General features: G+C 70.6%; 20 protein-coding genes and 3 pseudogenes. 13 read left to right on the plus strand and 10 right to left on the minus strand.

The window, feature by feature from the left end; genetic code table 11:
* Positions 1–108: 108 nt before the first annotated feature.
* Entirely contained in the window at positions 109–933 is an 825-nt protein-coding gene (locus ABZS54_RS17040) for a class I SAM-dependent methyltransferase (RefSeq protein ID WP_355535802.1), read from the minus strand.
* A 70-nt stretch (positions 934–1003) separates the two neighbouring features.
* Here ABZS54_RS17040 and ABZS54_RS17045 point away from each other — a divergent pair, with 70 nt between their 5' ends.
* The 5 genes and pseudogenes from ABZS54_RS17045 to ABZS54_RS17065 all read left to right on the plus strand — a co-directional run bounded on the left by ABZS54_RS17045 (position 1004) and on the right by ABZS54_RS17065 (position 4491).
* Positions 1004–1606, plus strand: coding sequence for a TetR/AcrR family transcriptional regulator (locus tag ABZS54_RS17045; protein WP_355535805.1), 603 nt, complete (start codon positions 1004–1006; stop codon positions 1604–1606).
* A 133-nt stretch (positions 1607–1739) separates the two neighbouring features.
* Positions 1740–2345 (plus strand): recombinase family protein, encoded by a 606-nt coding sequence (locus ABZS54_RS17050; RefSeq protein ID WP_355535808.1) that lies wholly within the window; start codon positions 1740–1742, stop codon positions 2343–2345.
* A 44-nt stretch (positions 2346–2389) separates the two neighbouring features.
* Positions 2390–2704 (plus strand): annotated as a pseudogene (locus tag ABZS54_RS17055) (carboxylesterase family protein); the annotation flags it as partial.
* A 71-nt stretch (positions 2705–2775) separates the two neighbouring features.
* On the plus strand, positions 2776–3249 hold the full coding sequence (gene aac(6') / locus ABZS54_RS17060; RefSeq protein ID WP_355535811.1) for an aminoglycoside 6'-N-acetyltransferase: 474 nt from the start codon (positions 2776–2778) through the stop codon (positions 3247–3249).
* 390 nt (positions 3250–3639) lie between these two features.
* A complete protein-coding gene (locus ABZS54_RS17065; RefSeq protein WP_355535814.1) occupies positions 3640–4491 on the plus strand; it encodes an aldo/keto reductase in 852 nt (283 codons plus the stop codon).
* A 363-nt stretch (positions 4492–4854) separates the two neighbouring features.
* On the opposite strand, the gene ABZS54_RS17070 is transcribed toward ABZS54_RS17065, so the two are convergent.
* The 3 genes and pseudogenes from ABZS54_RS17070 to ABZS54_RS17080 form a co-directional block, all read right to left on the minus strand.
* The gene (locus ABZS54_RS17070) at positions 4855–5250 is read right to left on the minus strand and encodes a hypothetical protein (protein ID WP_355535817.1); all 396 of its coding nucleotides are present in this window, start codon (positions 5248–5250) and stop codon (positions 4855–4857) included.
* Between the two features lie 226 nt (positions 5251–5476).
* The gene (locus tag ABZS54_RS17075; protein ID WP_355535820.1) at positions 5477–5956 is read right to left on the minus strand and encodes a DUF1801 domain-containing protein; all 480 of its coding nucleotides are present in this window, start codon (positions 5954–5956) and stop codon (positions 5477–5479) included.
* A gap of 110 nt (positions 5957–6066) precedes the next feature.
* A pseudogene (locus ABZS54_RS17080) lies at positions 6067–6381 on the minus strand (carboxymuconolactone decarboxylase family protein); the annotation flags it as partial.
* Positions 6382–6425: 44 nt separating this feature from the next.
* Between ABZS54_RS17080 and ABZS54_RS17085 the strand changes: the two are divergent.
* Entirely contained in the window at positions 6426–7445 is a 1020-nt protein-coding gene (locus ABZS54_RS17085) for a hypothetical protein (protein ID WP_355535823.1), read from the plus strand.
* A gap of 92 nt (positions 7446–7537) precedes the next feature.
* On the opposite strand, the gene ABZS54_RS17090 is transcribed toward ABZS54_RS17085, so the two are convergent.
* Both ABZS54_RS17090 and gcvH read right to left on the minus strand, forming a co-directional pair.
* Positions 7538–7864, minus strand: a complete 327-nt coding sequence (locus ABZS54_RS17090; RefSeq protein ID WP_355535826.1) for a DUF6087 family protein — start codon at positions 7862–7864, stop codon at positions 7538–7540.
* 219 nt (positions 7865–8083) lie between these two features.
* On the minus strand, positions 8084–8476 hold the full coding sequence (gene gcvH, locus ABZS54_RS17095; RefSeq protein ID WP_355535829.1) for a glycine cleavage system protein GcvH: 393 nt from the start codon (positions 8474–8476) through the stop codon (positions 8084–8086).
* 379 nt (positions 8477–8855) lie between these two features.
* Between gcvH and ABZS54_RS17100 the strand changes: the two genes are divergently transcribed.
* From ABZS54_RS17100 to ABZS54_RS17110, 3 genes and pseudogenes are all read left to right on the plus strand, one after another.
* Positions 8856–10259, plus strand: coding sequence for an SMI1/KNR4 family protein (locus ABZS54_RS17100; RefSeq protein WP_355535832.1), 1404 nt, complete (start codon positions 8856–8858; stop codon positions 10257–10259).
* 192 nt (positions 10260–10451) lie between these two features.
* Positions 10452–10673: a hypothetical protein gene (locus ABZS54_RS17105; protein WP_355535835.1), complete on the plus strand. Its 222-nt coding sequence runs from the start codon at positions 10452–10454 to the stop codon at positions 10671–10673.
* 193 nt (positions 10674–10866) lie between these two features.
* Positions 10867–11182, plus strand: a pseudogene (locus ABZS54_RS17110) (maleylpyruvate isomerase); the annotation flags it as partial.
* A 98-nt stretch (positions 11183–11280) separates the two neighbouring features.
* On the opposite strand, the gene ABZS54_RS17115 reads toward ABZS54_RS17110, so the two are convergent.
* Complete coding sequence (locus tag ABZS54_RS17115; protein WP_355535838.1) at positions 11281–12345, minus strand: DNA alkylation repair protein; 1065 nt, start codon at positions 12343–12345, stop codon at positions 11281–11283.
* A gap of 231 nt (positions 12346–12576) precedes the next feature.
* On the opposite strand from ABZS54_RS17115, the gene ABZS54_RS17120 reads away from it, so the two are divergent.
* From ABZS54_RS17120 to ABZS54_RS17130, 3 genes are all read left to right on the plus strand, one after another.
* Positions 12577–13272, plus strand: coding sequence for a class I SAM-dependent methyltransferase (locus tag ABZS54_RS17120; protein WP_355535841.1), 696 nt, complete (start codon positions 12577–12579; stop codon positions 13270–13272).
* A gap of 137 nt (positions 13273–13409) precedes the next feature.
* Positions 13410–14012 (plus strand): NUDIX domain-containing protein, encoded by a 603-nt coding sequence (locus ABZS54_RS17125; protein ID WP_355535844.1) that lies wholly within the window; start codon positions 13410–13412, stop codon positions 14010–14012.
* A 198-nt stretch (positions 14013–14210) separates the two neighbouring features.
* On the plus strand, positions 14211–14780 hold the full coding sequence (locus tag ABZS54_RS17130; protein WP_355535847.1) for a GNAT family N-acetyltransferase: 570 nt from the start codon (positions 14211–14213) through the stop codon (positions 14778–14780).
* A 170-nt stretch (positions 14781–14950) separates the two neighbouring features.
* Here ABZS54_RS17130 and ABZS54_RS17135 read toward each other — a convergent pair whose 3' ends face one another.
* From ABZS54_RS17135 to pdhA, 3 genes are read right to left on the minus strand one after another with little or no spacing between them, the layout of a single operon-like run.
* On the minus strand, positions 14951–16453 hold the full coding sequence (locus ABZS54_RS17135; RefSeq protein WP_355535850.1) for a dihydrolipoamide acetyltransferase family protein: 1503 nt from the start codon (positions 16451–16453) through the stop codon (positions 14951–14953).
* Positions 16450–17466, minus strand: coding sequence for an alpha-ketoacid dehydrogenase subunit beta (locus tag ABZS54_RS17140; RefSeq protein ID WP_355535853.1), 1017 nt, complete (start codon positions 17464–17466; stop codon positions 16450–16452). The genes ABZS54_RS17135 and ABZS54_RS17140 overlap by 4 nt, the downstream gene beginning before the upstream one ends.
* A 1-nt stretch (position 17467) precedes the next feature.
* The gene (gene pdhA / locus ABZS54_RS17145; RefSeq protein ID WP_355535865.1) at positions 17468–18574 is read right to left on the minus strand and encodes a pyruvate dehydrogenase (acetyl-transferring) E1 component subunit alpha; all 1107 of its coding nucleotides are present in this window, start codon (positions 18572–18574) and stop codon (positions 17468–17470) included.
* A 129-nt stretch (positions 18575–18703) separates the two neighbouring features.
* On the opposite strand from pdhA, the gene ABZS54_RS17150 reads away from it, so the two are divergent.
* The gene (locus tag ABZS54_RS17150; RefSeq protein ID WP_355535856.1) at positions 18704–19204 is read left to right on the plus strand and encodes an Lrp/AsnC family transcriptional regulator; all 501 of its coding nucleotides are present in this window, start codon (positions 18704–18706) and stop codon (positions 19202–19204) included.
* The last annotated feature ends 164 nt before the right edge of the window (positions 19205–19368 follow it).

A 19368-nucleotide genomic window follows, 5' to 3' on the forward strand; every position in this document is an offset into this window, starting at 1 on the left:
GCCAGCAGCTCCGGGCCGCCCACGCGGCTGGCCGCACTCCGCCTGCGCCCGGCAGAGCATCGAACAGCCGCGCGGATTCCCAGGTCGGCGGCGACTTGGCGGATGGACTCAGGAGGCGGCGCGTACGGCGGTCGCGGCCAGGGTGGTGTAGTTCATCGTGAAGCGTCCGCCCAGGGAGTCGATGGCGCCCCCCACCGCGTCCAGTATCTCGGCCAGCTGATCGGGACGGAGTTGGGTGAGGCCGCCGGTGGTGGGTAGCAGGTCCAGCCATTGGTCGCGCGTGTAGGACTGCTCCCAGTCGAATCGCCATTGTTCAGGATCGTTGAACTGTTTGGTCTCGCGGACCTTGTCGGCAACCTTCGCGTATGCCGCCTGGTAGAGGTCGAGCGGACGTCGGGCCGGTTGACCGTTGAGCGGGGAATCGGGCGCCACCCGTCGATAGGCAGAGGCGAACGGGTCGGCCACCTCGGCAGGCGGCTCGTACACGTGCCCGAAGATCGCCAGTCGTCCCCCTGGACGCAGCGCACGTGCCGCCTTCACGGCGCCGGCGGCCGGATCCACCCAGTGCCACGACTGGGCGGCGACGACCGTGTCGAACGTCCGGCCGGACGGCTGCCAGGCTTCGAAGGCCGCCACCTCGACCTCCAGGCCACGGGCTCGCGCGAAGTCGGCCATCCGCGCATCGGGCTCTACGCCGAGCACGGCGCAGCCGGCGGCCTGGAACTGGCGGCCTGCGATGCCGGTGCCGCAACCGACGTCGAGCACGTCAGGCCCCGGGCTACCGGCGACGATCCGTGCCACCAACGCATCGGGGTAGCCGGGCCGGGCTTGGTCGTAACGTTGCGCGTCCACGCCGAACGACTCGGCCATCCGCCGAGCCTTATGCGGCTCCGCCGGAGACGGTTCTGGTTGTTCTCGCGGTAAGGTGGGCATGCGCCCACCTTAGTGGGCGCATGCCCACTAGGCAACACATGCAAGTGGGCTGACACGAGAGGATCTGCGAGTGCCGACTGGGGTGCACCTTCGCGACGCGCGGCAGCAGCTGTTCGACGCTGCCGAACGCGTGCTTCTGCGGGACGGGCCGAACGGTCTGACCAGCCGCGCCGTCACAGACGAGGCGGGCTGCGCCAAAGGCGTTCTGCACCGGCACTTCAGCGACTTTGACGCCTTCCTCGCCGACCTCGTGCTCGACCGGGCCGCGCAGCTTGAGAGGCAGGCGAGTGCGCTGCGTGAGTCCGTCGGCACCGGCACGGTGGCCGACAACCTCACCAGCGCGCTGACCACCCTGTTCGGACCGATTCCGGTGGCAATCATCCCGCTCATCACCTTCCGGGACGAGCTGCGCGCACGACTGCGGAAGGCGAGGTCCGGAGGCGGCATCGCGATCCTGGCCCAGGTCGCGACCGCGATCTCCGCTTATCTGGCCGCCGAGCGTGAACTGGGCCGCATCGCGGCCGACGCCGACATCGACTCGCTCACCCTCTCTCTGGTCGGTGGCGGGCATCTCCTGTTCGCAGACCGCGATCCCGGCCCGCCGGCCACGGCAGTCGTCAACAAGCTCGTCACGGCGGTCATCGCCGATGCGGTACAACGACGACCCGCCTAGGGACCCCTGAGTGTCGGCAAACGACCGTTTGCCGACACTCGCGCACGTAATCGCGAACCCGCAGGTGGACACTGTCGATAACTCGCGTCGGAAATCAACGTCGGAGAACGGTATGGCCGATAGATTCCGACACATGCTCATCGGCTACGCGCGCGTCTCGACCGCCGACCAGAACCCCGACCACCAGATCGACGCCCTGCTCCGGGCCGGCGTCGACCGCGACCGCGTCCACGTCGACACCGCGAGCGGCGCGAAGGCGTCCCGGCCGAAGCTCGACCTCGTCATGCAACTGCTGCGGGAGGGCGACACATTGAAGGTCACCCGGCTCGACCGGCTCTCCCGCTCGGTGCTGCACCTGGTGACGCTCGGGGCCGAGCTCCGGGAGCGCGGGATCGGGCTGCACGTCATGGAGCAGGGCATCGACACCTCCACCATGGAGGGCCGCGCCATGTTCGGGATGTTGTCCGTGCTCGCCGAACTCCAGCGCGAACTGATCGTGGCGAACACCAACGACGGGCTCGCCTCCGCACGGGCCCGCGGCCGGGTCGGCGGGCGTCGGCCCAGGCTCACCGACGACCAAGCCTCGCTCGCCCAACAACTTTACGACGAGCGGGAGAAGACCGTCCAGCAGATCGCCGACATGTTCGGCGTGCCGCGGTCGACGGTGTACGGACACCTCGACAAGACCAAGACCGTCCCACGCCAACCGAGGAAGAGCATGGTCACGAAGCCGAGATAGCTACTGGTGGGTTACTTGTTTCCTGGTGTCTGGGCTAGGACTCCGGGGCCTACACGGTCGGCATGTCCGCTCTGCCCGAGTACGACGGCGGCCGTCTGGCGGGTGAGGGCGGCGTCGTGGTGGTGACGTTCAACTACCGGGTGGGCCTGGAGGGTTTCGGGCAGTTCGACGGGGCGCCGGCCAACCGGGGTCTGCTCGATCAGGTCGCCGCGTTGGAGTGGGTGCGCGACAACATCCGGGCCTTCGGCGGCGATCCGGAACGGGTGACGGTCTTCGGTCAGTCGGCGGGTGCCGGGTCGGTGGCCGCGCTGTTGGCGATGCCGCGTGCGGTCGGGCTGTTCGGCCGGGCCGTTGCGCAGAGAGCGGTGCTGCGCTTGTCCGGCCGACCCCGATTCCGGTCCGGGGGTCGCGGCCGATGAAGAATGAGCGCATGGAACTGCGTGGGGACAAGGTCGTGTTGCGGTCGGTCACGGATGAGGATCGAGAGGTCCTCGACACGATCGTCGCGGAGCCGGAAGTCGCGGCTTGGTGGTCGCCGCCGGACGACTACGAAGACATGGCGGCCGTCGTTTTCCGGGGTGAGGTCATCGGCGCCGTCCAGTTCGACGAGGAGACCGACCCCGAGTTCCGCCGTGCCGGCATCGACCTCTTCCTGACGGCGAAGCACCACGGCAAGGGTTTGGGCGCCGACACGGTGCGCACCCTGGCCCGTTGGCTGGTGCAGGAACGCGGCCATCACCGGCTGACCATCGATCCGGCCGCGGCCAACACCGCGGCGATCCGCTGCTATGGCAAGGTCGGGTTCAAGCCGGTGGGCATCATGCGGCAGTACTGGCGCAACCACCGCACGGGCGTCTGGCAGGACGGCCTGCTGATGGACCTGCTCGCGGACGAACTGGCCTGACACGGGGCCGGCCGACGCGCCGGACCCCCCGCCCGGCCCCGCGCGTGAGTGGTCTCGAACCGTAAGGCATCTCTACCCCGAAGAGCCCGGCCTGTCACCAGGGGTGAAACGACGCAGGGGTGAAACGGCGCGAAGGTGGACACACGACGCCGGAGGGCGAACGCAAAGAACGGAGGGACCCGATGCGTCAACGGCCGACCAACTCGGCCAACCGACCCGCCTGCCTGCGGCGGCCGGAGCCGGCTCGCGGAGGCCGCGGCATGCGGACGCTCGAACGCTGAGCACCGGCTCTGCCACGCTCACCCGTTCATCTCGCTCGTCCGGTTCAACCTGCGCGTCTCGTTCAGCCTGTTCGTCCCGCCCATTCCGTACAGACAGAAGGAAGACCTGATGCGGAACGTCACCCTGAACAACGGCGTCGAGATGCCGATCCTGGGCTTCGGCGTGTACCAGATCCCGCCGGAGCAGACCGAGCAAGCCGTCTCCGAGGCGCTGGCCGCCGGATACCGGCTGCTCGACACCGCCGCCGCCTACGGCAACGAGGAAGCCGTCGGCCGCGCCATCAGGAACAGCGGCATCCCGCGCGAGGAACTGTTCGTCACCACCAAGCTGTGGGTCCAGGACGCGCCGGCGCAGGAGAACACCCGGCGAGCCTTCGAGACGTCCCTGACCAAGCTCGGCCTGGACTACCTCGACCTGTACCTGATGCACCAGCCCTACGGCGACGTCTACGGCCAGTGGCGTGCCCTGGAAGACCTTACTCGCGAGAGCCGGGCCAAGGCGATCGGCGTCGCCAACTTCCATGCCGACCGGCTGGTCGACCTCATCGTCAACAACGACGTCGTGCCTGCGGTCAACCAGATCGAGACCCACCCGTTCTTCCAGCGCACCGCCGACCAGGAGCTCATGCGTGTGCACGGAGTGCAGATCCAGTCGTGGGGCGGCTTCGCCGAAGGCAGGAACAACCTGTTCACGCACCCGCTCCTGAGCGAGATCGCCGAGAAGCACGGCAAGTCCGTGGCGCAGGTCGTGCTGCGCTGGTTGACCCAGCGTGACGTCGTCGCGATCCCCAAGTCGGTGCGCGCCAAGCGGATGGCGGAGAACATCGACGTGTTCGACTTCGAGCTCACCGACGACCAGATGGCAGCCATCGCCACCCTGGACACCGGGGCCTCGCTGTTCTTCGACCACCGCGACCCGGAGATGGTCACCTGGCTCGCCAAGCGGCGCCTGGATGCCTGAGCCCGGCGCCGGCGGTAGGAAATAGGGCCGGGCGGCCGAGGTATGGGTCGAGCGGGACGGCATCGGGCTGATAGCGCCCGAAAGGCAACAACCCATGCAATGCCGCCATGCGGCAGGCGATGGCGGCGGGCGTACCGGTCGGCCCGATCGTGGTCGGCTACAACGCCCACCTGGCGGAGCGTGCCGTGCCGAGCGCCCGGCCGACGGTCGGGCGCTCGATACCGCAGTGGCCGTGGCGCGCCGGGTTGCAAACACCGCTCTGCCACTCTGTGAGGGGCCGCCCGTGTCGGCCCGGAGACCCCATGAACACTGCACCAGGGGCAATCTCATCGGGGCGCCCGAAGACGACCGGGAGGGGAGGGCTCAGGGCCGGGCGGCAGCGTCGAGGGCATGTTCCTTGAGGAATGCGCCCGCGTGAGCTGCGGCTTCTTCCGTCGTGGCGTAGTACGTTCCATCGCCGGTGGCACCGGATGTTCCGTCGGCGCCCTTGCCGGTCCACTTCCAGCCGCCGGATGGCACATGCACCAATTCGGCGGTCCCTCCGAAGAGTTCAAGGCTGCTCGTGTGTGCCGTCGGGGGCGCCGTGCGGTTGACGGCGTCGGGCCATTTCTTGCGGGCGCCCTGCCGGGTGATGCCCCACACGGCCCCCAACTGCTCGTACCTTGCGCCGTAGGAACCGGCGGTGGCTGCGGCGTTCGCCGTCAGGCGCTTGACCTCCGCGTCCACCACCTTCCACGCGGCAAGGACGGACAGGGTCACATCGACGGAATCCGCGTCCCACATAGGTGCGGCGGGAAGCCGGGTCTCTCGGGAGCGAATCGCCGCGGCCAGTGGATTCAAGGCGTCGTCGGCAAAGTGCCGGTGGTCGGCGTACCGGCACGAGCGCCGACCGCGCCGCCACCGTCGCGTCCTGCCACCGGTCGAGCCGAACCCTCGTTGCCGAGGGCTTCGGCCCGATGTACGGGGCGAGCCCCACACTTCACGGTCAACCCGCCGCCTTCTTCACGAGCTCGGCGATCCGTGCCTCGTCAGCGGTGGTGAGTTCCTTGAGGGCGTAGGAAGTCGGCCACATCGCGCCGTCGTCGAGGTTCGCCTGGTCGCTGAAGCCCAAGGTCGCGTACCTCGCGTTGAACTTCTGCGCGCTCTGGAAGAAACAGAGGACCTTGCCGTCCCTGGCGTACGCGGGCATGCCGTACCACAGCTTCGGCGCGAGGTCCGGTGCGCTCGCCTTGATCACGGCGTGCAGCCGTTCGGCCATGACCCGGTCGGAATCCTGCATCTCGGCGATCTTCGCGACGACGGCGGCTTCCGCCTCCGCCGCCTTGGCCGCCTTCGATCCGCCGCGCGCGGACGCCTTCAGTTCCTTGGCGTGTTCCTTCATCGCGGCGCGTTCCTCGGCCGTGAATCCCTCGAACGACTTCTCGGTCGCGGTGGCGCGTGCGGCGGTCTTCTTGGTGCTGCTCATGGCGGGTTCCTGTCGGTAGGTCCGGATGATGTCCGGCGGTCCGGCGGTCTGGCGGTGATCGACCCGTACGGGCCGTTACCCAGGAAGTGTCGGAGTCGTACCTGCGCCCGTCATCCCCGCGCGCCGGCGATCTGGCGGGTCGTGGCGTTGAGTCGGTTGAACAGGTTGGTGACGCTGATCATCAGGACGATCGCGGCCAGCTGCTTTTCGTCGAAGTAGGTGGCGGCAGCGTCCCAGACCTCGTCGCTCACCGGGTCGGGCAGGTCGGCCGGCCGCGTCGCGGCCTCGGCAAGTGCGAGCGCCGCGCGCTCGCCGGGGCTGAAGTACGGGGCCTCCCGCCACGCGGCGACCGCTGCCAGCCGCTCAGTGCTCACTCCGGCCTCGAGGGCCGTCCTGGCGCCGGCGTCCACACACGCCGCTGGCCCCGCGGCTGGCTGCGGCCCGGCTGCGGCACCGGCCGGGCTGGACCGTGGGCGTCCTGGTCGACCGGCTGTCGCGGGGAGCCGGCGAGTTCGACGCGGTGTTCGCCATGTCGGTGCGGCAGTTGCCCGGGTCTGAGGCCCGCCTGTTCCGGATGCTGGGCCTGCTGCCCGGGTCGTCCTTCGACGAGTACGTGGTCGCGGTCGTGGCGGATGTACCCGTGGACAGCGCCCGGGCGGCGCTCGAAGACCTGCTCGACGCGCACCTGGTCCAGCAGCCGACCGTGGGCCGCTACCGGCTGCACGACCTGGTGCGCGAGCACGCGCGCCGGGCCGTTGCGCAGCAGGACTCGGCGATCGTTCGAGAACGCGCGCTGGGCCGGATGCTCGACTACTACGTGCACGCCACCGCCGCCGCCGACGAGGCGATGGCATTCCTGGCGCCCGGCCGGCCGGTCTCCGCAGGGCGACCTCCGGCCGAACTACCCCGATTCGCGGACAAGAACGCGGCCTTCGTCTGGCTCCTTGCGGAGTACGAGAACCTGCCGGCCGCCTTCGAGATCGCGGACGCCACCGGGGCCGACGTGCACGCGTGCGAACTGCCGCGCTTCATGCGGGCCTACTTCGCGCGACGCTGTGGCACGACGCACCTCAACCACCTCTTCGAGCGCTCGCTGGCCGCCGCGCAGCGCCTGGACGATCCGCTGCACCTGGCCGAGGCGCACAGCGACCTGGGATTCGCGCGCTACAACGCGGGCCGGATGGCCGAGGCCGACGCCGCGTACGAGGCCGCGGAACCACCGCTGTCCCGGTCCGGGGCCATCGGGGCGCAGGCCGAACTCGCCATGCGACGCGGCTATCTGAGGTGGGATCAGGGATACGTCGAGGAGCCGCTCGAACTCTTCCGGACGGCGAGGACGGCGTACGAGGCAGCCGGTTGCCCGACCGGCGCAGCGCAACCGGCGGCCGGGCCGGCGCCGGGCCGCCGGTTGCGGGTGCAGCGGATCCCGACAAGATGTCGCACCACGCGACTGCCCGAGTATTCGATGCGCCGAGCGGGGGCGGTATGACCGGCCCGACGTGGTGTGGGCCGCAGCGTTCGGGACGGCGGCTCGCCCAGGCGGGCCGCCGTCGACGTCCGAGCGGCCTCGGACCGCCACCGTCAGCGGGTCCTGCGATGCCTGCCGGTGCCCGGGCCCAGTCCGGTCCGGCGCTCGGGCGACCCGGACCGCACCGACGGGTCGTCGCCGCCGAGTGTCATTTTGTGGGCGTCCGGGTAGAGCAGGCGGGCGGCCTCGACGTAGTTCGCCACGACCGCGAGCGTGACCCACTGGTATCCGTCCCATTCGAGTACGACGCGCGGCGCCTCACGGTCGACGTGCGGCGCCCGTGGCGGTCCGACGAGGTGCACCGCCTTGCGTTCGCCAACCGGGCGCAGTCGCATCTCGCGACGAGCGGCCCATCGTTCAAGGGATTCGTCTTCGCTCACGTGCACTCCATGACTATTTGCGGCACTTTCGACGAGAACCGTATCCAGGCAGTCGACGTCCCGAGTCCCGATCGGGCGAATTGCGACCGGTGGGCGGGATGCGGCGACCGGCGGCACCGCCGCTGGTGACCACTGACGAAGACCCACCGCGGCGACGACGACGGCGCAGATCCGGCGAGCTGCCGCACTGCGGTGTCGGCGTACCGGATCTTCGGGCGGTCAGTCGGCGGACTCGGCCTTGATGTAGTCGTCGTATTCCCGGGCTGTGAGCAGGTCCGCCGTCTTCTCGCCCTCGGCGAGGGTGAGCTCGATCATCCATCCGTCGCCGTAGGGGTCGGTGTTGACGTTCTCCGGCGAGTCGTCGAGTTTCGTGTTGACTGCGGTGATCGTGCCGGTCAGCGGCATGTAGACCTCGGTCACCGCCTTGACGGACTCCACGGAGCCGAACGCTTCGCTCGCCTCGCGCCGCTCGTCCACAGAGGGCAGTTCCACGTAGACGACGTCGCCGAGTTGTTTCTGGGCGAAGTCCGTGATCCCGATCGCGACCCGCTCGCCGCCGAGCGATCGCACCCACTCGTGGTCCTTGGTGTACCTCAGGTCTTCGGGGTTCACGGGTACGCCGCCTCCGGGAGATCGTGGCCGAGGTTCCGTCACCCTTCGGCAACCGTCGCCGAGCATGCTATAAACGTCCCGAATTCGGTGGGATATTCACCCGAACGGGTGGGTTGCTGCGCTTCGGCGGGTCGTCCACGTCCTCCTTCCGGCTGTTGGTCCATTCGGTGGTGTTCGTCGGGGGTCGATCGTCACCGCAGCGGTGGAACTCGCGGCCACGCGCTCGCGGGCGGGCTCCAGGGCGGGGTGTCCGGAGGACAAAGTCCGCGAAACGGCAGAACAGAACTCCTCCGGATTGTGGACGTGATCCGGGCTCGCGGATCTTCAGGTCCCGGATCGGGCGACACACGGCGTCGGTGGCCCCGCGTACGGTCTGCACATGATCGATCGCAAGCCCTCCTCGTCCTTGATACGCGACTTCGCGACCTGGGAGCCCATGCTGCGGCTCCTGCTTGCCGGCAACGCGGAAAGACAGGCCGGTCCGTCCGCCCGCGTGGCGGGGCGCATCGGCCTGCACAGTTGGAGTCCGGCCATGCGGAGACCTTCGCCGCCGCGCGGTCGGGCCGCCCAAGTCGAGGACATGCAGGACGAGTTCGACGCGGTGCGGCGTGTGCAGAGCGCGCTTGCGAACGCCGGTATCGACGACCTCTCGTTTACGGCGGAGATATCTTCGACCGGGAAGGCCGTGCTTCACCTGCTCGGCCCCAGTCCCGCCGTGGAGCCCGGTATCGGCACTCCGCACCCGGGGGCGCTCATCCTGGTCGAGGGTGCCCTTCCCGAGCCCTGGCGCCGCCTTCCCGATCCGGCCCCCGGAGCGGTGCCGGCCCCTTCGGCGGATCCGGCTCTGCTGGAGCGCACGCTCCGCGAGCGGTTGCCCGACGCCATCGGCGCGACGGAGGAGGAGATCGCCGCTGCGGAAGCGCGTCTCGGCGTCGCGCTGCCCGACGAACTCAAGGTGCTCTACCGGGTGACACGGGCGCGGTGGGAGGACTGGGGTGACGACTACGCGGCGGCGGCACGTGTCTACGCGGCCGTGGGCTGCGAACTCTTCTCCTTGGACGACCTGTACGTCGCCGGTGCGTCGTCCCGCTACTGTCGCTGGGAGTTCGCGGCGATGACGGCGGCCGTCACCGCGCCCGACGCCGCGGTACAGGGCCTGGTCGGGTCGCCCGGATGGATCGTCTTCGGGGACAACGGCGGCGGGGACCGGCTCGCGGTCGACCTGACTCCGGGCCCGCGCGGCCATGTCGGACAGATCATCATGCTCGGCCACGAGGACGACATCGGGGCCGAACTGCTCGCCGACTGCCTCCTCGACCTGGTGGCGGAGCGGCCCAGTGCACGTCGCGGCAACCGTCACGACGACCGCCCGCCGGCCGTGGCGCGGGTCAACACCGGGAACCTGAGGAGCGTCGAAGCCGCCGCCCACGCCGACTTGGAGGTCCTGTCCATCGGTGTGTGGGACGACGAGCCGCTCAGCCTCGCTTCCGTCATCGGGCTGCCGCGCCTGAGGACCCTCACGGCCTACCCCGGTACGCTCGCCGACCCGCTCGAGATCGCGGAGCTGACCGGCCTGGAGTTCCTGGAACTCGGGCCGCAGGAGTGGCGCGTCCTCCTCGACGCCGGAGCCGTCCCACGCGGCCTGTCGGCCGCTGCAATCGAAGTGCGCGGCAATCAGGATCCCTTGCCCATCGTGGCCATCGCCAATGAACTCCTGGCCCTGTGGGACCGGCCCCGGATCATCCAAACCGTTTGCGAAGGCGAACTCGGCCCCGTCGGGTAGCCGGAGGGGCGCAGGACGGGTCGCGCACGGGACCACGCCTTCCACCGGAGTCGCCGACCGACCGCCGCGGGCTCGACGCTTGTGATCCGGCGGCAAATATGCTGCTCAGCCTCGGACTTCTCGTGAGCTCCCGCGAGCTTCTCCCGAGTTGTCACACGATTCGTGGCATCGGCGATTGGGCAGGTGGCGAGTATGGCTTTGTTCAAGCGAAGGATCGCCGGTCAGGCGGGCGAGTGGTATTACTGCCTGAAGCACGGCACGGTCGAAGAAGGCCCCGAGTGTCGGGCCGCCGACCGTCTCGGTCCGTACGAGACTCGCGAGGCAGCCGCTCACGCGATGGACACGGCACGAGAGCGCGAAGCGGAATGGCGGGAGGACCCGCGTTGGAACGACGACGGGGGAGCGGACCGCTAGGGCGTGTCTGCGGCATCCCGCCGAGCACCCCGATGCCCGGCATCTGTTTGGCGGCCTCCCCGCTGCGCTCATCCGCCCTGCGGGCTTCCCGCTGCGCTCGCCGCGCCGGGTGGTTCCCCGGGGGTCCCCACTGCGCTCGCCGCCCCGGGGAGACAACCGAATAGAACCACTATGCGGATGTTGCCCGGCGGGCCAACTCGCCGCCCCCGACTTGCGGGTCGGTACGCAGGACCAGGTCCTCATCACGCGACTACCTCGACGCGTACGTCCTGGAGTGGACGCTGCACCACCTCGATCTGATCGCGCACCTGCCGGACGCCGCCGAGCCACCCGCGGAGGGCCTCGCCCTTACGCGCGAAATGCTGGAGAAGATCGCCGGGGTCGCGTTCCCCGCGTCGTTCTCCGACAGGGACGCGCTGCCGGTCGGCACCGGAGGGCGCGCCGCGACCGACGCGGAGCAGGCCGAACTGGGCGAGGTGGCCGCTAAACTACCGCTCGTCCTCGGCTGATCCCCCGGCCCCGCGTCGGTAGGACAGGCGTTGCCGGCGGCCGGCGGCGAGGTCCGGGGTCGCGGCCCGGGAGCGCAGTGCACCCGGGGCGACGGACGTCACGGGAGCAGGGTGAAGGGCGCCGTCGCGCGGACCTCGCCGTTGACGACGATCTCCAGGCCGCGGGGGCCGGGCGGTTCGGCGCGCGTGGTCACCGGGCGGAAGGAGTGGGACCTGGCGAGCACGAACGTATCCCCGGCGCCCTGCGCGACGCGCTCGGTCAGATGGAACACCCGGCGGGAACCGTCGCGGCAGACCGCGTACTTCAGTACAAGCGGCCCGGGCCCGTCGGCGCGCACGGTGACAGTGAACAGGAGGCGGTCGCCGGTCACGACGGTGTCCGCGACCACGAGCGATTCCACCGTGCCGCTACCGTGTGCCGCACCGACCAGGGCGAGCGCCTCGGGATGCCCCGCTCGCAGGAGACCGCGGGCGGCGTGGCGCACCACGCGGTCGGTGTGCTCGCCGCCTTCGGCACGCCAGCGGCTCAGCACGGCCAGCGCCGTGTCGGGATGGTCCCGGGCGATGTCGTTGACGTGGTTGGAGACCGAGCGGCGTACGTACTCGCTCGGGTCGTCGCGCAGCCGTTCCAGGATCGGCAGCGTCGGGCCGGGGGCCATCAGCCACCGCACGCGCCCGCCCCAGGGCAGGCGTGGCCGGGTGCCCTCGGACGCGAGGCGGCGCAGGTGCTCGTCGGCGTCGTCGGCCCAGTCCCGGATGATCTTCAGCGCGATGTCCTGGTAGCGGTCGAGGTACGGGCGTACCGCGAACTCGGCCGTGGCGAAGGGGGTGATCACGGCGAGCGTGGACATGGCCTCGTCCAGGTGCTCGACCCCGTGGACCGCGACGTAGTCGGTGGCGGGCCAACCGCTCCACATGTCCAGGCCGGTGTGCGCCGTCGCCTCCCGCAGGACCGCGGCGGCCTGCGGAAAGGGCAGATCCAGCGTCGCGTGCAGGGCCCGAGCCACGTGGGCGACGCGAGCCTTGAGCTCCAGCCCGTCCAGCCCGTCGAGCGCGTCGGCGACGAAGCGGTCGCGGGGGAAGGCGCCGCGGGCGGCGGCGACACCGTCGGCCAGGGCGGCGACGGAGGTCGCGTTGATCATGTCCTTGAGCGGTTGGGCCATGCGGCCAACGGTGCCAGACCGGTCCGACACCGGCCGGATCCGTAGTGTGATCCGGGACCCGACGGCGGCGACCCTTCGCGCCCCGGATGGCACCTGGTCATCGGGGTCGACACCGACACTGACACCGACAGCGGCGGCGACATCACCGTTATCGTGCTTGAAGTTCGCTATGTTCCACCTGCTGCATCAGCGTAGTGGCCGCATGGCCGCGAGGAAGGCGGTGGCCGGACGATGCCGAAGTCGCAGACGGTGCGTAGGCCGGTGTTCGCGCGGTTCTACGCGCATGTGGCGGGCCCAGGGCTGGAGAAGGCAGGCGTCGGCGAGCATCGAGCCCGACTGCTGCGGGACCTGACCGGTGAGGTGCTGGAGATCGGCGCGGGGCACGGCGCGAACTTCGCGCACTACCCGCCGTCGGTGGCGCACGTGGCCGCCGTCGAGCCGGAGCCGCGGTTGCGAGCGTTGGCGATCGAGGCAGCCCGGCGCGCCGCGGTGCCGGTGGACGTCCGCGACGGCTTGGCGGACGGACTTCCGTTCGAGGATGCGACGTTCGATGCCGTGGTGTTCTGCCTGGCGCTGTGCTCGGTGCCGAACCCGCATGCGGCGCTTGCCGAGGCGTACCGGGTGTTGCGACCGGGCGGCCAACTGCGGTTCTTCGAGCACGTGCGGGCGAGCACCGCGCGGATGCGTCGGATGCAGCGGGTGGTGGACGCGACGGTGTGGCCGCTGCTGTGCGGGGGCTGTCACACCGGACGCGACACCGAGGCTGGGATTCGCCGGGCCGGCTTCGCGGTCACCGAGCTGGACCGCTTCGTGTTCCCGGCCACCCGGATCCCGACGCCCGCGGGCACCCACATTCTCGGCATCGCCGTACGCCCCCGGGCCCCGGGCGACGGCGACCCCGAGACCCGCACGCAAAGCCGGGCTTGACGACCGCGAAATGGAGTCGTGCCGGGGTCATGCGTGCGTGACGCCCGGGCAACATCCCCGAGTCGCCACCACCCGCCACCGCGGCTGCCGATGGGAGCGCACGTCCCGGCGCACCGGCATCCGAAGGGACGTCCCGCATGACACAGGAAACCCGCCCCGAGGTCGGATTCCCGCTCGACGTACACGTCTTGCTCCGCCGCGGCCGCCGGCTCCTGCTCCTGCGCCGGGCCACGACCTCCCCGTACGCACCCGGCCTGCTGTGCCTACCCTCCGGCAAGGTCGAACCGGGCGAGGACGTGATCACCGCCGCCGTCCGCGAAGTCGCCGAGGAGACCGGCGTCGTCCTGCACCCGCGCATGCTCCGATGTGACCTTGTCCTGCAACACCGCCCGCCCCGGGGGCCGTTGCGCATCGGCTGGTTCTTCACCGCCGACGGATGGCCGGGAGCCCACAACCTCGACGCGACGGACGACGTACGCAACACCGAACCGCACAAACACGACGAACTCGTCTGGGCGGACCCCGACGACCTGCCGGCCGACCTCGTCGCCTATACGCGCGCCGGTCTGGACGCCATCCGCGCGGGCACCTGCTACGCCCTCCACCTCCAGCACCCCGGGGACGCCGTCCACGACGACGGACCCAGCACCCGACGCCTGCTCCCCATCCGCGGTATCGATGGGGGACGAGGCGACGACCGAGGTCCAACAGACCGGGTTTCCCCACGACTTCGGGGGTAGTCCAGCCGCCGACCTGCCGGAACGGCGGGTGCCGCCCTTCCCGGGGTTGCTTCGGCGATCTCTTGCGACCCGGGCCTACGATCAGCCCGTGACCCCAGCCTCGCTGCCCGGCGGCTGCTCGCTCACGTTGGGTCCGTCGACGCGTACGAGCACCACCGGGCGTTGCGGAATGCCGTTCTGCGAACGATCCTGGCCGGCATGGCGCGACCGAGGCGGACCATCGAATGTGAAGACTTCGTCCTGCGATGCTGGCGGGGGCAGGGGGACTTCGCTGCGGCATTCGAGTTGATCGAGGAGTCCCTGGACCACCTGCGTCCCTGGGAGCCGTGGGTCGCCCGGCACAGCGAGGAGAACACGCGAGACCTCCTCGCCAAGTTCGAGTCGAGATGGGCAACCGGTGATGTGTACAACTACGCCATCGCCAAAGACGGCACGCTCATCGGCATGTGCCAGAGCTCGCGCGGGATCGAACCCCAGGGCCGGCGCATGGGGTATTGGCTGCACCCCGCCGCCACGGGTCAGGGCATCGCCACGAGAGCGACAGCGACCATGGTCACCGAGATGTTCACCCTGCCGGACGTGGAGTACCTGGAAATCGCGCACGATGTGGCCAACGTCTCCAGCGCAGCCATACCGCGCCGGTTGGGCTTCACCGAGCTCCGACGTGAACAGGCAACGCCGCCCGTGGCTCCCGCCGGCCGCGGGATCGACGTGGTCTGGCGGCTGAACCGCCCCGCGCCACCCGTCGACGGCACTCGCTCCCCCTGAAGATCCGCACCCACCGACCTCGGCTCCCGCCCCTTCGGCATCGAACGGGCCGGCCCCGGCAAGGGGCGCGGCTGCGACGCCTCCGGGCACGGGCGTCGACCGCGCTCCGGTGGCTCCGCGTGGCGGACGCCCCCGCTCCGGCGGCGCCGTGCCGCCGGAACGGGACGCGCTCACAGGTCGGCCAACAGCGTCGCCGGCCGCTCGACGCAGTCCGCCACGTAACGCAGGAAGCCGCCCGCCACACCGCCGTCGCACACGCGGTGGTCGAAGCTCAACGACAACTGGGTGACCTTGCGCACGGTGAGCGCGCCGTCGACGACCCACGGCTTGTCGACGATGCGGCCGACCCCCAGTAGCGCGGCCTCGGGATGGTTGATGATCGGGGTGGAGCCGTCGACGCCGAACACGCCGTAGTTGTTCAGCGTGAACGTGCCCCCGATCAACGCCTCGGGCGGCAGCGCGCCGGTGCGGGCCAGCGCGGTCAACCGACCCAGCTCGGCCGCGAGTTGCCCGGTCGTCAGGGTGTGTGCGTCGCGCACCACGGGCACCACCAGGCCGCGTTCGGTCTGCGCGGCGAAGCCCACGTTCACGTGCGCAAAGCGCACGATCTCCTCGCGGGCGGTGTCCACGCTGGAGTTCAGTGCCGGGAAGCGCCGCAGGCCCGCGACGCAGATCCGGGTCAGCAGCGCCAACAGGCCGATGCGCTGCTCCGGATGCGCGGTTTGGAGCACGTCCTTGGCCTCCAGCAGCGCCGTGGCGTCCACGTCCACCCAGGCCGTGGCGTCCGGGATCTCGGCACGGCTGCGCGCGAGCTTGTGCGCGACCGCACGCCGGATGCCGCGCAGCGCGATGCGCTCCACGCCATGGGCGCCGACCGACGCGCCCGCTGCGGACGAACCTGCTTGCCGTTCCCGGGCGATGGCCAGTTCCACGTCGACGCGGCGGATGATGCCGTCGGCTTTGCCGGCCGCCAGGCGGGCCACGTCGATGCCGTGGTCGCGAGCCAGTCTGCGCACCAGCGGGGAGATCACCAGGCACGTGCCGACCCGGCTCGCTGTCGCCGCCGGCTGCGCATCGCCGTCGACGCGTACAGGCTGCCCGGGCTCGGCGCCGACCCGGCCCATCTCGGCCGCCGGTGCGTCACCGCCGGCGACGCGTACGGGCCGCCCCGGCGTGGTGGCCCCGGCACCCACCCGCAGGCCGTGTGCCGCGGCGGCGGGCGAAGCCGGCCCTCGGCGGCGACGCCGCGAGACGGGCGCGTGGCCGGTGCCGTAGCCGATCAGGACGTTGCCGGAACCTGCCTGCTCCTCCTCGCGATAGCGGTCCGCGGCACCGGAGTTCGTAGTACCGGGGTTCGTCGTACCCGGGTCCGCGGCACCGGGGCCCGGCGCATCGGGAGCCGCCGAGGTTTCCGTGGGCGCGGCGCCGACCGTGATCAGCGGCCGGCCCACCGCGAGCGCCGTGCCGGCCTCGGCGTGCAGGCACAACACGGTGCCCGCGTACGGCACCGGCACCTCGACGGCGGCCTTGGCGGTCTCGACCTCGACCACGATGTGGTCGACCTCCACCGTGTCGCCGACGGCGACCTTCCACTCGACGATCTCGGCCTCGGTCAAACCCTCGCCCAGATCCGGCAGCAGGAAGACCTGCGCATGGAGCGTGTCGGTGCTCACGCCGCCCCCTTGACCAAGTGCCGCACGTCGGGCGTGTCGTCGAACTGCAACCGGTCCACGGCGTCCAGGACGCGATCCACACCGGGTAGGTGCGCGTGCTCCAACTTCGGCGGCGGGTAGGGGATGTCGAACCCGGCCACCCGCAACACCGGCGCGGCCAGCGAGTGGAAGCAGCGCTCCTGCACCCGGGCCGCGATCTCGGCGCCGACGCCCGCGAAGCCCTGGGCCTCCTGGATCACCACGCAGCGCCCCGTGCGGCGCACCGACGCGGCCACCGTCTCGTCGTCGAAGGGCACGAGCGTGCGCAGGTCCACCACCTCCAGGCTGCGGCCCTCCAACGCCGCGGCAGCCGCGGCCTCCAACGCCACCGGCACCGACGGGCCGTACGCCACCAGCGTCGCGTCCGAGCCCGCGCGGCGCACGACCGCGCGACCGAACTCCCTTGCACCGCGCGCGGCAACGTCGACCTCCTCCTTCGCCCAGTACAGCTTCTTGGGTTCGAGGAACACCACCGGGTCCGGATCCTCGATCGCGTCGCGCAGCAGCCAGTAGGCGTCCTCGGGCGTCGCCGGGGTGACCACCTTCAGCCCGGGGGTGTGCGCGTAGTACGCCTCGCTCGAGTCGCAGTGGTGTTCGACGCCGCCGATGCCACCCGCGTACGGAATGCGGATCACCATCGGCAGCGTGAGCCGGCCGCGAGTGCGGTTGCGAAACTTCGCGACGTGCGAGGCGATCTGCTCGAAGGCGGGGTAGGCGAAGGCGTCGAACTGCATCTCCACCACGGGCCGGAAGCCGCCCATCGCCATCCCCACGGCCAAGCCGACGATGCCGGCCTCGGCGAGCGGGGTGTCGAAGCAGCGCTGCTCGCCGAAGTCGCGGGTCAGGCCGTCGGTGATGCGGAAGACGCCGCCGAGCGGACCGACGTCCTCGCCGAAGATCAGTACCCGCTCGTCCGCCGCCAACGCGTCGCGCAGAGCCGTGTTCAGGGCCTGTGCCATCGTGAGGGTCGCCATCTCAGACCTCCTGGGCGGTGGATTCGGCGGCGAGCAGGGCTCGTTGCTCGCGCAGTTGAGGGGTGGGTTCGGCGAAGACGTGGTCGAACAGTTCGAGCGGATCGGCCGGGCTGTCGGTGTTCATCCGGGTGCGCAGATCCGCCGCGAACGCCTCGGCGGCGTCCCGGTCGGCCGCCACGTCCTCGTCCGTGAGCAGGCCGCGCCCGCGCAGGTGGGCCTCCAGGCGCTTCAGCGGATCGGCCGTACGCCAAGCTTCCACCTCGGCCGCGTCGCGGTAGCGCGTCGCGTCGTCGGCATTGGTGTGCGCTTCCATGCGGTAGGTGTGCGCCTCCACCAGGAACGGGCCGTTCCCGGCGCGAGCGTGGTCGACCGCCGCGGTCAGCACGGCCAGCACCGCCACCAGGTCGTTGCCGTCCACCTGTTCGGAGCGCACGCCGTATCCGACACCCTTGTAGGCCAGCGCGGGTGCGGCGCTCTGTCGGGCGAGCGGCACCGAGATGGCGTACTTGTTGTTCTGTACGAAGAACACCACCGGCGCGCGGAAGACCGCCGCGAAGTTGAGCGCCTCGTGGAAGTCGCCCTCGCTGGTGCCGCCGTCGCCGATGAACGCCATCGCCACCCGGTCCTCGCCTCTGCGCCGCATCGCCTCGGCCATGCCGGTGGCGTGCAGGACCTGGGTGGCCAGCGGCGTGCACTGCGGCGCCACCCGGGTGGCCACCGGGTCGTAGCCGCAGTGCCAGTCCCCGCGCAGCAGCGTCAGCACCTCGACCGGGTCCACGCCCCGGGAGACCAGAGCCACCGAGTCGCGGTAGGTCGGGAACAGCCAGTCGTCCTCGCGCAGCGCGAGCACCCCGGCGATCTGGCATGCCTCCTGGCCGCGACTGGAGGGGTACACGGCGAGCCGGCCCTGCTTGGTGAGCGCGGTGGCCTGGGTGTCGAACCGCCGCCCGAGCACCATGCGCCGGTAGGCCTCGCGCAGTTGCGCCTCGTGCGGTGCGGTGTATTCGGCGGGTGCCGGCCCGACCGTGCCGTCCTCGGCGACGAAGCGCACCGGGGCGAGCGAGGGAAGGAAGCTCTGCATCGCCCGGCGCAGGGCCGTCGCGGATATCGGAGACATCGAAGATGCTCGCTTTCATTGGACGTTTGACAGGTGAATGTTCCATCCGGGCGAAGTTCTGTTCAAGGATTTCCGGAATCACGCGATAGACTGTCGCGATCAGACGTCGATGGGAGCCAAATGTCCGAGGATGAAGTGTCGACGCGTCCGGAGTCGGGACGTTTGGCCGGCGCGCCGGACGCCACCGATCGTGCGATCATCGCCGAACTGGTCGAGGACGGACGGATATCCGTGCGCGCCCTCGCCGAACGCGTGCACATCTCCCGCGCCAACGCCTACGCCCGCATCGGCCGGATGGTCGAGGACGGCACGATCTCCGGCTTCACCGCGCGATTGAACCCGCAGCGCGTGGGCCTGGGCACGACCGCGTACGTCACCGTCACCATCCAGCAGAACGCCTGGCGCGCGGTCGGCGAACGGCTGCGTGAGGTCCCCTACATCGAGCACTTCGCTCTGGTCGGCGGCGACTACGACGTCCTGGCCCTGGTGCGCACGCCCGACAACACCGCGCTGCGCGAGGTGGTCCTGGAGCAGATCCAGAGCATCCCCAACGTGCGCTCCACCCGCACCTGGCTGGTCTTCGAGGAGGCGCCCGGACGTGGGGCCGCCTGGGAGGCGTGAGCGGACGCGGGAAAGGCCGTTGCGGGGGCCGGGACCCGGGTCCGCGTCGCCCCTTCCGGGTGCGCCGGGATGCCGCGCATCGACGACAGCGACGATCGGCAGGACACGTACGATCTGCCCGTTCCGCCCGAGCCGCACGAGGGTGGTGGGGCCGGTTGGCTGCT

The sequence above is a fragment of the Embleya sp. NPDC005575 genome, from assembly GCF_040605455.1.
GTDB lineage: Bacteria > Actinomycetota > Actinomycetes > Streptomycetales > Streptomycetaceae > Embleya.